Origin of the sequence: Pseudomonas sp. B2021 (assembly GCF_018135665.1) — a bacterium.
In the GTDB taxonomy this organism is placed as follows: domain Bacteria; phylum Pseudomonadota; class Gammaproteobacteria; order Pseudomonadales; family Pseudomonadaceae; genus Aquipseudomonas; species Aquipseudomonas lactis.
On the sequence record NZ_SMOF01000001.1, the window covers coordinates 2,725,815 to 2,739,342 of the forward strand.

The following is a 13,528-nucleotide window of genomic DNA, read 5'->3' on the forward strand; positions in this document are numbered from 1 at the left end:
CCAGCGTTTACAAAGGCGTGCGGAGCAGATCCGACGCCGACAGTTGAAGGGGTTGCAGCGCGTGCGTACGCTCGTTGCTCAGTACCCAGGCAAACCCTGTGTACATCGCCAGCACACATACCAAGGTGAGGCCGACCCACCAAGTGGCAGGGATGACACGCACCAGCTTGCGCCGTTCGGCCTTTGGCTGGGCAGGCAGTAGCGCTACCGCCGCCGGTTCCCCACGTACATGCCTGATCTGGCGATACAACGCATCGCGCACCGCCTCAAGTTGCGACACGCCCCGCTCCATCACCCGGTATTTGCCTTCGAACCCCAGGGACAGGCACAGGTACAGCAACTCCAGCATCGCCAGGTGCTTCACCGGGTCGCGCGTGAGGCGCTCCAGCAACTGGAACACTTTTTCGCCGCCAAAGGTTTCGTTATGAAAGCGGCTCAACAGGCTCATCTTCGACCATTCGCTTTGCGCCCCCCACGGGGTCGTCACCACCGCCTCATCGATCACGCTGCACAACACATAGCGTGCCGACATGACCTGGCTGTTCTCCACGCCGCCCTGCAAGGCGCGGGTTTCGAACTGAGTCACCGCCAACGCTAACCGATCGTTGAGTGTGCCCAGGTTTTCACGGCCGGAGCAGACCCTGAGCCCTATAACTTCAAACAATACCGCCCAGGCTGCGGCAACCAGCGGGTTGAGCCCTGCCTGAAAGCTCTGGGTATCGAGCCTGTGGCCCGCGTAGATCATGCGGTCTTCCAACTGTTCGTAGCGCGGCGGCGACGGGAAATCCGTCAACGGCCCCTGGGCAGGCTCATGAGTCTCCCGGTCGAGCAGGACGGTTTTTTCATCCTGAGTGTATTCACTGTCCATGGCATTCAGTTCCTGATGGCCCAGAAGTCGAGTTCAAGCCCGGTGAATTCACCCCCTACGTGGAAAGCGAAACCGCCCGACTGCTCCAGTTGCGCGATATCACGGGGGCTCATATCGAGCATGAAATAGGTCTTGCCGGCATGGAACGGAATCTGTCGCGGCGCCACTGGCAAGGGTTTGACCTTGATACCGGCCAAGTGCAGGTTGACCAACTCGCGTATGCGCTCAACCGGCGCGACTTTCAGGTGTGCCGGCAGGCGCTGGCGTAGTTCATGCGCCTCACACTGCGCGGTGGCTGCCAGGATGAAGGTGGCGGTGCCCAGCAGTTTCAACTCGCTGACCGGGCATACCAGAACGCCGTATTGGCGTGGCTGCAATGTCAACTCGATCGCCTGTTGCTCCAGCACCACCGACAGCGCCATGCGCAACTGCGCCATCAGAGCGCGAAAACTGGCGCCCTGATCACCGTGTTGGTAATGAACATCCAACTGCGCGCGTTTGCTGTCAGTGGTGAAGGTTGATAGCTCCCCAAGCAGCGACACCAGCGCACGGAACACCGCTTCGGGCCGCACCCGCGCCTGGCTCAGGCAGTGGCGCAGCTCCAGCTCGCTACGATTGATCACTTGCAGCATCAGGAAATCGACGATGTGCGTGCCTGCGGCTGTGCTCTCGCCACGAATGCGCGCCGCGATGGCATCGCCCCGGCTGGCAAGCAGGCCAATTACCTCCTTGAGGCACGACGCCACGTACCCGTGCTCCTGCACGAAGATAAACGTCGGGATGAACGCCGTATCCAGATTCACGCCGCCCTCATTGCTGGCGTTCAGTACCTGGGCCACCTTGAGCTTGACGAAGTGCTGGTCACCCGGCTGTTCACCCAGCACAAGACGTAAATCCGGGCGCGCGCAGTGGATTCGGCAACGCGTATCCACGCCCACGTTGGAGTCTCCCACTTCCACTTCACAGCTGAGGTAGCGCGCCAACACCTCGCTTTGCGCAGGCTGGCGGACCTCAAGGTGACTGCCGCTGGCCAGCGGCAGCGCCAGGTAAACCCCTTGCGTGCCTGCATCCTTTGGCACCTGCAGCACCAGCGGCTCCATGGCGGCATTCAATTCAAACAGGCTGCCGTCCGGTAACACGCCACTGGCCTGGTTGACCACCAGCTTGCCCAGCTTGAGGTACTGTGTATTGAGTTCGAGCGTGAGCAAACCCCAGGTGTCACTGCCCAGCAGGCGGGTCTGATTGAGCTGCTGCTGGTAATAACGGTCGTTGTGCTGCAAGTGCTGTGGCCGCAACAACATGCCTTCCTGCCAGATAACTTTATGAACCTGCATGTTATTGCGTCTCCACAGCAGCGAGCGGGTCAGCAACACGTATACCGCCCTGGTCCAGCACCAGCTCGGCACGGTTGCGTTGCTGCACCGTCAAGGGCACCAACAGCCGCCACTGGACATGGGGCAAATCTCGATAAGCGGCCAGCACTCCCACAAAACGGCTCTCAGGAGCGATGCGCAGTTTGAGCGCCAGCCGGTCACCCGGGCGCAGTTCAACCTCCTCGCTGCCGACCCAGTCCTTGGGCAGCGCCTGCTGCGCATTGCCATACAGGCTGAAGAAGTCGGCATGTTCAAAGGCGACGCCATGGCGCAGTTCGATCAACTGCACCACCACGGGAGAAGGACGACCGTGCAGGTCCGGGTTGACGAGCTCGCTGGCGGTCAGCGCCACATCCAGCTTGGTCAGCGTGGAGAATGGTGAGACGGCGCTGCAGCCCGCCAATAGCCCGCACAAGAGCAACAGCGAAACAAGGGTGGCTCGATACATGACTATCATCCTGGAAAATCAATGTGCAGGCTGGAGAGCAGGCGCAACTGCTCCTCGTAGGCTTTGGCGAAGTCGCCGCCCAACGGGCGATCATTCTGCTGTTCTTGCGCCACCACACGCTGGTAGTGACGCTGGTAGGCCCGCCAATGCCCGCCATCGGAGAAAAACCCGGCCGATTTGCCCTGGGACTCAAAGCACCCCAACAGGTGGCTGGGCTCAAAGGCCGCGCGGGCGTTACGTATGGCGCTTCGACAAGCGGCCAGCAGCGCAATCTGATGCACCTGCAGTTCTCGGTGCACCTGGGCAATGGCGCGCACGGCAGGCAGTTGCCCCAACTCCCGGGTATCGAGCATCGCGGCCAACGCAGCATCGGTGTCGCGATACACTTTCAAGGGGTTCTGGCCCGTGCCCTGACTGGCGAACGCCGCCGTACCCAATTCGTTATTCAGTTCTTCCCGAGTGCGCAAACCGTGTTGCAGCCCTTCGATCGTCAACCGAAACAAGCGTGCCACCTTGATCGCCAGTGCCTCCCGGGCCAGCGTGTCGAGGGCCGTAAGGTCGACACCCAGGACCGCTGCAAATTGTGACCAGAACACCTCGTTGGTCGACGGCGTCATCGCAACAGCGGGTACGGCGGCAACCCCTATCGAAGGGGCTTGCCGACGCGGCAATGCCACGTGCTCGCTATCGGCCCCAAAGTGATCTGCCCATATCGCTTGCTCATCGGCGCTCTTGTTCAAGGCCTCCAGATCATCCGAGGTGGCCTGCAGCTGGCGATCAAGCTCCAAGCCGTGCAGCGGGTCCAGCGACAGGAAAGCGTCATCGGGGATCGGTACTGCCGCGGGCGTCAGCAACTCGTCGGAAGGTCGCGTCGATTCCAGCAGGCGCGCACGTATCGTCAATACCCCCAGCTCAAAGACGTCACCGTCACTGATCAATCGCGCCTGCCCCTTGCGCAGGCGCTCAGGACTGCTGGCCAGCCCTATACCGTTGCGGCTGATATCCGTGAGGAAATAACGGCCTTCACGGTAACCGATCAACCCATGATGGCTGGAGAGTACGCGGCTGGCGTCAGGGATCACCCAGTCACATCCAGGGCCGCGCCCGATCACGCCGCCTGCACCGTCAAATACTTTGCGGGCCAAAAGTAGGCTCTTGTCGCTTTCGCACGCGCAGACCTCAAACACAAGCTGCAGCTTCATGCCCTCTCCTTTCAGCGGCCACGAATGATCGCCTGCGGATCACCCAAGGGGTGGTACTCGGCATCATCGAACACATAGTTGGCGTTACAGCCTCCCAACAAACACATCACCAGCACGACGACGTGCCACGCACGATCAGGCATCAGGCTTCTCCCCCAGTAAAAGTCGAGTGCGTCATTCAGCGTTCCTCCCGGGCATCACCAAAGGGAATGTTCAAACGGGCCAGACGGTAAAGCAGGGTACGCCGGGCGACCCCAAGCTCCCGCGCGGTACGGGTGCGATTGCCGTGGTTCTTGTGCAGGCAGTCGAGCAGGAACGTGCGCTCCACTCGCTGCATACGTTGGCGCAGCGTCACGTCATCGGGAGTGGCCGGCTTTGGTGCCAGGGGCAGCGCCAGGTGCTCGGGCCGAATTATGCGGTCGTCACACAACAACACGGCGCGCTCCACCAGGCATTTGAGCTCGCGCACGTTGCCGGGAAAACCGTGGCTGGAGAGTTGATCGAGGGCCGTATTCGACCACTCGACAGGTGGCCGGCCCAACGCTGCGCACACCTTGGCCGTGAAATGGCGCGCCAGTTGCAGCACATCGCCGTCTCGCTCGCGCAGGGCCGGCAAGGTGATGGGGAACTGAGCCAGGCGGTAATAGAGGTCTTCACGAAAGCGCCCTTCGGCGACCATCGCCGCGAGGTCGCGGTGGGTCGCGGCAATGATGCGCACGTCGACCTTGTGTGCCGCACTGGCACCCAGCGGGCGAACCTCACCCTCCTGCAATACCCGTAGCAATTTGGCTTGCAAGGGCAGCGGCATATCGCCGATCTCATCCAACAGCAACGTACCGCCATGTGCGGTGTCGAACAGCCCCGCGTGATTGCGTTCGGCACCCGTGAACGCGCCTTTGCGGTAACCGAACAGCTCGCTTTCAAGCAAGCCTTCCGGGAACGCCGCGCAGTTTTGCACCACAAACGCCTTCGCCTTACGCGGCCCGGCCGCGTGAATGGCCCGGGCCACCACTTCCTTGCCCGTGCCGGTCTCGCCCTGCAGTAGCACGGTGTAAGGGGTGTTCAAGACTTTACTGATCAGCCGGCACGCCTGCTCCATCGCCGCGCTGGTGCCAATCAAGCCGTATGCACCAGCCAAGGGTGTGTTGCATTCGGGCTGTGTGCCAACGTTGGGCTGGCCATCGCGCAGTATGCGCAACTGGTTGACGGCGAAGCTGCCCAAATGCCCCAAGGAGGGAGCGTAGCCTTGCAGCTGGGCCGGGTGTTGGCGGGCGCACACAAGCACACCAGTCATGCGTTCGCACCGGTTGAACAGCGGCACGCTTAAGAGTGCCCGCCAAGGTGTCGCCAATGCTGGCAGGAAACACGTGTCATGGCCGCTGCCTTGCACATCCTCCAGGCTCAACGCTGTGCCCTGGGTCAAGGTGTCGTGCAGCAACTGTTGGGAATGCTGACCAGGCCGTGAAGGCACTACGGCGAGCGACGGCACCTGGGCAAGATGTTGGGCGATCAGTTCAAGCCCGCCGGTCACTTCATCGAGCAGGTACAATTGGCTGACGTCGCACTGGCTCAGCCGGGCCGCCGCGCTGACACATACGTCAAGCAACGCGTGTTCATCACGCTCGAACCCCAAGCGTGCGAAACAGGCAGACAGTGCGTCGATCATGTGTTGCAAATCCCTGTTCATCATGTCCATTCATCCCTAATGAAAATTGCCGGTTAGCGTGACGACGCCATCGGCCCGCTCGCGCCCCAACCAGGTGGTCCAGCCCAAGCGGCAAATCGTGTTTTCGCCAATGTGCAGGGCTCTGATCTGACCCTGTGCCATTACCAGACGCAGGTCGTATTCCAATGGATCGCGCAGGGTCAGGCGCACCAGCGAGCGCAGCGGCTGACAGGCCTTTCCCGTGGGAAGGAAGTCGTGAAAACGCTGCCACCCCAACGCGCGGACATGCACCCTGAACTTGCCACTGCGGTCAGCGACGCGGCGCCCCAGCACCAGGTCCTCGCCAAGCACACTGTTGGCCCGTCCCAAGTCATTGCGCTGTACCTGGCTGACCTCGACCTGGCGTTCAACCCACTGCTCGATAAACAACGCGTCGTGCTTGAAGTAGTAACGCAGGACCGACTCAATCAACGCCGCCGAGTGCACACGCACACTCAGCAGGCCCAGGTAGAGCAGCAAGCGCTTGCAATCGAGCTGGCAAGCGCCACGGATCGCGGCACCACCGAGCCCCGTCAGGGCAAACATCTGCTCGGAAAAACCGTCATTGGCGCCTGCCCGGAAACACGCCCGATAGCGGTATTTGCGCCAGATCGGGAGCATCAGCCGGTGCAGGCGATGATGGAACAGATCGAGGAAGTCTCGAGTCGGGTTGCCACCCGGCTGTTCGGCAAATGCCTGCTCACCATAAAACGCAGGCAGTGGGGACCCGGCGCCAAATAACCCCAGCACATTGAGACGCAGGCGTGCGCGCAAATGCCCGTGTTCCATAAAGAACTCCACTCGGTCAATATCGTGCGCGGCAAACCCCAAGCCAGGGTTGGCCTGGAACTCCAACTGGTCGTACAGCGCGTCCTCATCCAGCAGCGGATGAGCCTCACGCAATCGCTCGGTGACCTGCAAAACCGCCTGGAACAGCGTGTATTCACGGATACCCCGGCAAAGTTGATTCAGAGCAGGGGTTGCTGCCCGATCCGGGATGGCCATAGATACACGTCTCCTTGTGTGCTGATGACACGCAACTCGTGATGGGAATTGAGGCTGGCATAAAGCGCAAAGAACTGATTGAGGACCGAAGCGAATACAAACAAGTCGCCCTGACCGACAAAGCCCTGGGAATCGACGGTCAGATCGACCCGCACACCTCGCACGGGCAACCCACGATGAAGGCGATCAATCGCCTCATGACAGATAGCGCGCAACGCCCCCAGTCTTTTCTGGCTGACCTTCAGCGCCTGGCGATCGTAATAACGCGGCAGGTCGTAGGTTTCGAGAATCACTCTCAAGGCGTTGATATCGGTCAACGACAAATAGTTGAGCGACATGTTGCTGATGAGCTTCCACAGAAAATTCTGGTCCAGGGGCGGCGCGTAGCTCGCCGTTGGCGCGGTGATATTGCGGAACGTCAACGACTCCGGTGTCTGTTCGCCGGGCTGGTTGATGTCGCCTGCACGTAATTGCCGTGGCAGATTGCAATTGGTGCAGGTCAGTTCAACCGACAGGGTTTCCTGGCCCTGTTCGCGGCGATTGCCGAACCCCATCCAGGTGTCGAGCCCGGCATGTTGGACCGACGAACGTTGGCGAATGCTGTAGCTGGGCGGTGCCGCCAAAGGCTCACTGTTGCAATCATGTTCAAACGACTCGAACGGCACGTAGGTTTGATAGCCCAAACCACCGGGGCGCCAGCCGGTGACCTTATCCACGGAAAACACGCTGGCATTGCCCGGCGTGTATTCCCCAGGCACCAGGAGGTACTCGTCCTGTTTACCGTCCAGGCGAATGGGAACGGCATCCTGGGTAAACAGGTTGACGATGGGCGTGCAATACAGCTTCACGTTATCCAGGGTAGGACGCAGGGGCTCACGGCCCTGGGTGCGAAGTTCGAAACGCATCACCAGGCCGTGCGCCTGCCGGAGCAACTCGTGAGACAACGTGTGCAACACGTCCAGGCCTTCGACATCGACAAACAGGTACTTCTCGGGAAACGCGAAGTACTCCTGCAGGTGCCGATAACCCTCCAGGGTGTTCTGCGGATAAGGAATCAACGCCTGCTCCGGGGCAAACCCCACCGGCCGGACGTGGTTGGCATTGAGCCGCAGCGTCACGGGTTGACCATCGCCGGCGTTGATCGGCAGACCATCGTGATCCACGAGCTGCAGGCTGATGCCCTCCAGGTGCCGCAATAGGCTCAGATACAGTCCCTGACTGATGTAATGGTCACCGGCCAGGTGCAGTCGCAGCGAATCGAATATCAACTCACTGAAGCTGCCGTCGACACTCATGCGCAGGCGCAAGTCCAACCAGGCCCCTTCGCCCTGGCATCTGTATTCCAGGCCGTTGAGCTGCAACGGCATGACGTCGGTGGCATAGCAGGTGCGGAACCGGCAACGCTCTCCTTGGATGGGGGCGCTTTGCACAGCAGTGTCCCGAGCCACCCGAACGCTGGGGCCGGCACGTTTCAACGGGTCGAATTGCAGGATGCTGAAGGCCGGTATCGGCCGCATGTAATGGGGCCAGAGCAGGTGCATCAATGAGTGCGTCAACTCCGGCAGTTCGTCATCCAGCTTCTGGCGCAGGCGCCCGGTCAGGAATGCGAAGCCCTCCAGCAAGCGCTCGACATCCGGGTCCTGGCCGGCTTCGCCAAGAAACGGCGCCAGGGCGGGATTACGTTCGGAAAAACGCCGCCCCAGTTGGCGCAGCGCGCTGAGTTCACTTTGAAAATAACGGTTAAGCGTCATCGGCACAGACCTCAACCCGCCCGGTATCGATAAGGCGCGCGTGGAACACCACAGGATGCAGGGCACCCTCAATCATCCGCTCAGCCTCAATGGCGAATGCCAGGGACAAGGAGTCACGCACAACCGGCAGCAGCCTGACACGTACATTCGTCAGCCGCGGCTCATAGGCCTGGATAAACCGTTCGATATGCAGGCGCGACTGACTCAAGGATTCATGCAAGCTGAGCCGCATGTCATTGAGGTCAGGCAAGCCATAATCAGGCAGCGTCCGGACACTGCCCGCACGAGTGCTGAGCATTTTCCCCAAATGTGCGGCGATGGACGCCACGGCGGCGCCCGGGTTAGACGCACCACGCTCAAGGCGTTCGAAAAGGCTGTTGTGCTCAAGCATGCCCTGGCCTCTGCTCATTCTTTATCGAGCTTGCCGACCAGGGACAACGTGAAGTCTGCCCCCATGTATTTGAAATGCGGGCGTACCGTGACGTTGACCCGATACCAGCCAGGCTCTCCCTCGACATCGCTGACCACAATGCGCGCGGCACGCAAGGGGCGACGCCCACGCACCTCGGCGCTGGGGTTTTCCTGGTCCGCGACGTATTGGCGAACCCATTTGTTGAGTTCCAACTCCAGGTCCGTGCGCTCTTTCCATGCGCCCAACTGCTCCCGTTGCAGCACCTTGAGGTAATGAGCCAGGCGGTTGACCACCATCATGTAGGGCAATTGAGTGCCCAAGCGGTAATTGAGCTCTGCCGCCCGGCCCTCCTCACTGATGCCAAAGGATTTGGGCTTCTGCACGGAGCTGGCGGAAAAAAACGCTGCGTTGTCGCTGCCCTTGCGCATGGTCAAGGCGATGAAACCTTCTTGTGCCAGCTCGTACTCACGCCGGTCCGAAATCAGCACCTCCGTAGGAATCTTGGTTTCGATCTCGCCCATGCTCTGGAAGTGATGCAGCGGAAGGTCTTCGACCGCCCCGCCGCTTTGCGGGCCAATGATGTTGGGGCACCAGCGAAAGCGCGCAAAGCTATCGGTCAGGCGAGTGGCGAAGGCGTAGGCGGTATTGCCCCACAAGTAATGCTCGTGGCTGTTAACCACATTCTCCTGGTAGGCGAAGGTCTTGACCGGGCACTCAAGGGGGTCATACGGGGTGCGCAGCAGAAAGCGCGGTACGGTAAGGCCAATATATCGGGCGTCTTCGCTCTGCCGGAAACTTTGCCATTTGGCAAACTGCGGGCCTTCGAAATGGTCCCGCAGATCCTTCAGGTCGGGCAACCCGGTGAAGCTTTCCAAGCCGAAGAAACTCGGCCCCGCCGCAGCGATAAAGGGTGCGTGGGCCATGCCGGCGACGCTGGATGCGTATTGCATCAGTTTCACATCGGGTGCACTGGGCGAAAGAAAGTAGTTGGCAATGATCGCGCCCACCGGCTGGCCGCCAAACTGGCCGTATTCGGCGCTATAGACGTGTTTGTACAACCCGGACTGGGTAATTTCCGAGGAGTCTTCAAAATCATCCAGCAGGTCCTGGCGCGAGACATTCAACAGCTCGATCTTGATGTTCTCGCGAAAATCGGTGCGATCAACCAGCAACTGCAAGCCTCGCCACGAAGCCTCCAGTGCCTGGAACTCCGGGTGGTGAAGAATCTCATCCATTTGCTCGCTGAGCTTGGTATCGATCTCGGCGATCATCCGGTCGACCAGGCGTTTTTTTACCGGTTCGTCACAATTATGTGGCTTGACCAGCTCTGCGATAAACGCCGACACCCCGCGCTTGGCGATGCCATAAGCCTCGTCGTCGGCGCTGAGCAATGTCTGGGAAATGATGTTATCGAGGATGCTACCGCCTTCGATAACCTGTATGGGTTGCGTGCCGTGTTGAATGGTGGTCATGGTGTCAGTGTCCTTTTACTGAAAATGTCAGGCTTGGGGCCTATCCAGCCCCAATTCGGCGAGCACTCGTGCGCGCGAGTCGCCATTGGCCAGCGTCCGCTCGATAGCGTTGCGAAAGCTGGGCGTATTACCCAGCGGGCCCTTGAGCGCCACCAACGCCTCACGCAAAGCCATCAGCTTTTGCAATTGCGGGATCTGCTCCACCAGGTTCGCGGGGTTGAAGTCCTTCATCGTGTTGATCCGCACCTGGACCGGCAACTCTTCCACGTCGGCTGCCTCCTGGAGGCGGTTGGGCACGCTCAGCGTCAGGCTCAATGCTTGCTTTGCCAACACCTCGTCAAAGGTGTGCTTGTCGATGCCGATGGGCTTGCGATCCTCAAGTTTGCGCGGGTCCGTGCGCAGGGAAAAATCTCCCAGCACCAGCAGCTTCAACGGCAGTTCGACGTCTTCCTGAGCGCTACCGACGGCGGGTTTGAAGGTAATGTTGATACGTTCCTTTGGGGCTACCGAACCGTCTTTGGCCATGGTGCTTTTCCTTTTTGATGAGGCACTATTCAAGTACTGCTTCCAGGTCGAAATGGCACAACCGGCGATGCAGGGTGTCTTTTGCGTCTTGTACGGTTTGGCTTTGTGGCAACAGGTCGTAGCAGCGATACAGGAGCTGGCCGACTTGCACGGCCAACTCCGGCTCCCAATTTTCCAGGCCCGTGCGCTGTAACTGCAGGTCGAGTTGTTCCAGCTGGATCCTGGCCAGGTCATGCTTGCCGGCCGCCACACACAACCTGGCCAGCGCCAGGTGCCAATGAAAGCGCGCTCGATCACCGCACGCCGCCCGCAGCCCTTGCTTGAACACACCCACCGCAGCCTTGAGGCCGTCCTTGCGCAGGCAGGGCATCACCGCTTGCAACGCCGCTTCCCAAGGCTGGGCGAGGCTGTCGACGACAACCCTGGAGGGCTCGGGCTTGTGTACGTGACGCATCACATGAAGCGCGATCCACTCACCTGTCGCGGGGTCGGCAAAGGGCGTGCCGTCCTCGAACCTATACTCAGGCAGGTTCGGCAGGCGATGCAGCAGCAGAGCGAATTGCATTTCCAGTTCGGTCATGGCCAGCTCTGCGTGCAAGGCCTCCAGGCACTCCCAGACCATGCGCAACCCGTCGAACCAGAACATCGCACCGGCCAGGCTGACCTCAAGTTCAAGCAACAGATCGGCGTAATGGCCTTGGCTGAAGCGGTCTTGATAGCGCTTGCGCTTGTCGCCAGCCAATGGGCGCAGCGCCGTCACCCGCTCACTATTGGCGTCGGGATAATTGACGAGCATCAGCCAGGCCAGGGTTCGGCCCAGGCGCAAGGCACGCGGGTCGGTGGCATCCTCACGCAACCACCAGGCACACAAAGGCCGAGCCTGCTCCTGCAATGCGCGCAGCCGTTTGTGCGCATCTTTTTCGTTATTGAGCGGTTGCTCGGGCTCTAGCCGCGGAGTTGGCGCTGGCTTGACCTGGGCAATGACGCCCGCGACGCCGCCAGGTTCGGCTGTAGCCTGGGCCAAACGCGCCGACAGCTGCCGGCGAACCGGCAACAGCAACGGCGCCTCGCTACCAAGCTGTTCGCCCCATAGCCGATCAAGACATTCCAGGTGTTCCAGAAGCGCTTGGCATAAAGGTCGTTGATCCTCCAGCGGGACGTTGTGCGCACACGCTTGTTCAAGGCGCGACACCAACCAGCCAAACGCCGCAATGCGGGTACGCAGCTTAACGGGATAGACCTGCGCCCAATGATGCTCGCAGAGTTCACGCAACACACCGAGCCCCGCCAGCAACCCAGCAAATGAATCACGCTGGTACAGGGCCCAAATCAACCAAACGAGGACGCGCAGATCCTTGGAATGCTCACGCAGAATGCACTCGCTGATTTCGCTGATCTTCTGCCAATCCGGCAGGCCCGCACCATGAATGGAGTGCGCCTTGCCCAGCTCGGTTTCCAGCACTTCAAACTCACTTGAATAGCGCATATCACTGCCAACAAAACTGCTTGGCGAGCACGCTGTCCGTGCAAGTTCTAAGTAATAGGCATATTGCTGTTCTGAATAAACGATTTTGGGCTGCACACAACCATCCAAGGCAAAGTAGGCAAAATTAACATCATTGTTAAACCGCCCTTGAACTTCCGCTCAAAACACATTGAAGTGAGCGAACCTTAGCCACGAAAAAAACAATCAGCAAGCAACAGAACGAAACTTAAGAAACATCCTACACCACTTGAAAATAACGGCCTGCGCAGCTATTTGCGCAGCCAACCCAAGCGAAACCCATCATCCACAGCCTAAAACCATGAATTTGCCAAACATATGACATGAGCAACTAAATGCGCATATCTGTGCAACTAATGACACTAAAAACCACCCACAGCACTACAGCAAATGCTCAATAAAGGATGCTGAGTATTTTTCGCCCTTATTTCATTGAGCCTCACACTTTCAGGCACGCTTCTTGTTATAGGAACCTGCCCGGTCAGCGCTCTCGCTGCCCGGCAATACCTACTCAAACAGGCAAGGAAACCCGTCATGCCCACACCCGCGTACCTCTCCATCACCGGTGTCAAACAAGGTTTGATTACGGCAGGCACATTTACCCAGGACTCGGTAGGCAACATTTATCAGGAAGGCCATGAGGACCAGATTCTGGTGCAGGCGTTTGCTCATCAGGTAATCATTCCCCGCGACCCGCAGTCGGGCCAGCCGACCGGTCAGCGCGTGCATAAACCGCTGATGATCAGCAAGGTTTTCGATAAATCCTCACCCTTGCTGTTCAGCGCCCTGACCACCGGCGAAGAAGTGTCCTGCCGCCTCGAATGGCTACGCACCTCCTCGGCCGGAACCCAGGAGCATTACTTCACGATTGAACTGGAAGGCGCCACCATCGTCGACATCCAATCGCGCATGCCCAACTGCCAGGCCCCAGACAACGCCCACTTCACCCATCTGGAGGATGTGCACTTCACCTATCGCAAGATCATCTGGACTCACGAAGTCGCCGGTACGTCCGGCTCGGATGACTGGCGGAGCCCAGTGACGGGTTAACGCGAGCAGTAAAGACGGTAACCACGATGCGAAGCGAGCCGCTCTTGCTCTTGCTCTTGATCTGCTTGTGATCTTGATCTCAGGCGCCCCGTTAAACCACGCTGGCCGGAATTCGCCAGGGATTTGGGGGGTAAACCGGCAGGGATGCCGGTGGATTACGGGCACACCGAGCCTAAGCGAGGTGCCGAGTGGTGGGGCAAGAGCGTTTTGCTT

The 13,528-nt window shown here is 59.7% G+C and carries 13 protein-coding genes; 1 reads left to right on the plus strand and 12 read right to left on the minus strand.

What is annotated here, in order from left to right; translation table 11 throughout:
- Positions 1 to 7: 7 nt before the first annotated feature.
- The 12 genes from icmH to tssA are packed head-to-tail and all read right to left on the minus strand — an operon-like array spanning position 8 to position 12,331.
- Entirely contained in the window at positions 8 to 868 is an 861-nt protein-coding gene (gene icmH / locus E1K68_RS12105) for a type IVB secretion system protein IcmH/DotU (protein WP_003191778.1), read from the minus strand.
- Positions 869 to 873: 5 nt separating this feature from the next.
- Positions 874 to 2,202: a type VI secretion system baseplate subunit TssK gene (gene tssK / locus E1K68_RS12110; protein WP_212614148.1), complete on the minus strand. Its 1,329-nt coding sequence runs from the start codon at positions 2,200 to 2,202 to the stop codon at positions 874 to 876.
- Position 2,203: 1 nt separating this feature from the next.
- Positions 2,204 to 2,689 (minus strand): type VI secretion system lipoprotein TssJ, encoded by a 486-nt coding sequence (tssJ, locus tag E1K68_RS12115; protein WP_003191781.1) that lies wholly within the window; start codon positions 2,687 to 2,689, stop codon positions 2,204 to 2,206.
- A gap of 5 nt (positions 2,690 to 2,694) precedes the next feature.
- Positions 2,695 to 3,891 (minus strand): type VI secretion system-associated FHA domain protein TagH, encoded by a 1,197-nt coding sequence (gene tagH / locus E1K68_RS12120; RefSeq protein ID WP_034135773.1) that lies wholly within the window; start codon positions 3,889 to 3,891, stop codon positions 2,695 to 2,697.
- A gap of 11 nt (positions 3,892 to 3,902) precedes the next feature.
- Positions 3,903 to 4,034 carry a hypothetical protein gene (locus tag E1K68_RS12125; protein ID WP_003191783.1) on the minus strand — a complete coding sequence of 44 codons (132 nt, stop codon included), beginning with the start codon at positions 4,032 to 4,034 and terminating at the stop codon, positions 3,903 to 3,905.
- A 35-nt stretch (positions 4,035 to 4,069) separates the two neighbouring features.
- Positions 4,070 to 5,581, minus strand: coding sequence for a sigma 54-interacting transcriptional regulator (locus E1K68_RS12130; protein WP_094775013.1), 1,512 nt, complete (start codon positions 5,579 to 5,581; stop codon positions 4,070 to 4,072).
- Positions 5,582 to 5,593: 12 nt separating this feature from the next.
- The gene (tssG, locus tag E1K68_RS12135) at positions 5,594 to 6,601 is read right to left on the minus strand and encodes a type VI secretion system baseplate subunit TssG (RefSeq protein WP_212614149.1); all 1,008 of its coding nucleotides are present in this window, start codon (positions 6,599 to 6,601) and stop codon (positions 5,594 to 5,596) included.
- Entirely contained in the window at positions 6,565 to 8,352 is a 1,788-nt protein-coding gene (tssF, locus tag E1K68_RS12140; protein ID WP_137205119.1) for a type VI secretion system baseplate subunit TssF, read from the minus strand. The genes tssG and tssF overlap by 37 nt, the downstream gene beginning before the upstream one ends.
- The gene (gene tssE, locus E1K68_RS12145) at positions 8,342 to 8,743 is read right to left on the minus strand and encodes a type VI secretion system baseplate subunit TssE (protein ID WP_003191790.1); all 402 of its coding nucleotides are present in this window, start codon (positions 8,741 to 8,743) and stop codon (positions 8,342 to 8,344) included. The genes tssF and tssE overlap by 11 nt, the downstream gene beginning before the upstream one ends.
- 14 nt (positions 8,744 to 8,757) lie before the next feature.
- On the minus strand, positions 8,758 to 10,236 hold the full coding sequence (gene tssC / locus E1K68_RS12150) for a type VI secretion system contractile sheath large subunit (protein ID WP_003191792.1): 1,479 nt from the start codon (positions 10,234 to 10,236) through the stop codon (positions 8,758 to 8,760).
- Positions 10,237 to 10,263: 27 nt separating this feature from the next.
- Positions 10,264 to 10,761 carry a type VI secretion system contractile sheath small subunit gene (gene tssB, locus E1K68_RS12155; RefSeq protein WP_003191794.1) on the minus strand — a complete coding sequence of 166 codons (498 nt, stop codon included), beginning with the start codon at positions 10,759 to 10,761 and terminating at the stop codon, positions 10,264 to 10,266.
- 25 nt (positions 10,762 to 10,786) lie between these two features.
- The gene (gene tssA / locus E1K68_RS12160) at positions 10,787 to 12,331 is read right to left on the minus strand and encodes a type VI secretion system protein TssA (RefSeq protein WP_164692262.1); all 1,545 of its coding nucleotides are present in this window, start codon (positions 12,329 to 12,331) and stop codon (positions 10,787 to 10,789) included.
- Between the two features lie 468 nt (positions 12,332 to 12,799).
- Between tssA and E1K68_RS12165 the strand changes: the two genes are divergently transcribed.
- Positions 12,800 to 13,315, plus strand: a complete 516-nt coding sequence (locus tag E1K68_RS12165) for an Hcp family type VI secretion system effector (RefSeq protein ID WP_003191797.1) — start codon at positions 12,800 to 12,802, stop codon at positions 13,313 to 13,315.
- Positions 13,316 to 13,528: the final 213 nt, after the last annotated feature.

Excerpts from the sequence above, each read along its gene's own strand:
- icmH (WP_003191778.1), bottom strand. The coding sequence starts at position 868 with ATGGACAGTGAATACACTCAGGATGAAAAAACCGTCCTGCTCGACCGG.
- tssK (WP_212614148.1), bottom strand. The coding sequence starts at position 2,202 with ATGCAGGTTCATAAAGTTATCTGGCAGGAAGGCATGTTGTTGCGGCCA.
- tssJ (WP_003191781.1), bottom strand. The coding sequence starts at position 2,689 with ATGTATCGAGCCACCCTTGTTTCGCTGTTGCTCTTGTGCGGGCTATTG.
- tagH (WP_034135773.1), bottom strand. The coding sequence starts at position 3,891 with ATGAAGCTGCAGCTTGTGTTTGAGGTCTGCGCGTGCGAAAGCGACAAG.
- E1K68_RS12125 (WP_003191783.1), bottom strand. The coding sequence starts at position 4,034 with ATGCCTGATCGTGCGTGGCACGTCGTCGTGCTGGTGATGTGTTTGTTG.
- E1K68_RS12130 (WP_094775013.1), bottom strand. The coding sequence starts at position 5,581 with ATGATGAACAGGGATTTGCAACACATGATCGACGCACTGTCTGCCTGT.
- tssG (WP_212614149.1), bottom strand. The coding sequence starts at position 6,601 with ATGGCCATCCCGGATCGGGCAGCAACCCCTGCTCTGAATCAACTTTGC.
- tssF (WP_137205119.1), bottom strand. The coding sequence starts at position 8,352 with ATGACGCTTAACCGTTATTTTCAAAGTGAACTCAGCGCGCTGCGCCAA.
- tssE (WP_003191790.1), bottom strand. The coding sequence starts at position 8,743 with ATGCTTGAGCACAACAGCCTTTTCGAACGCCTTGAGCGTGGTGCGTCT.
- tssC (WP_003191792.1), bottom strand. The coding sequence starts at position 10,236 with ATGACCACCATTCAACACGGCACGCAACCCATACAGGTTATCGAAGGC.
- tssB (WP_003191794.1), bottom strand. The coding sequence starts at position 10,761 with ATGGCCAAAGACGGTTCGGTAGCCCCAAAGGAACGTATCAACATTACC.
- E1K68_RS12165 (WP_003191797.1), top strand. The coding sequence starts at position 12,800 with ATGCCCACACCCGCGTACCTCTCCATCACCGGTGTCAAACAAGGTTTG.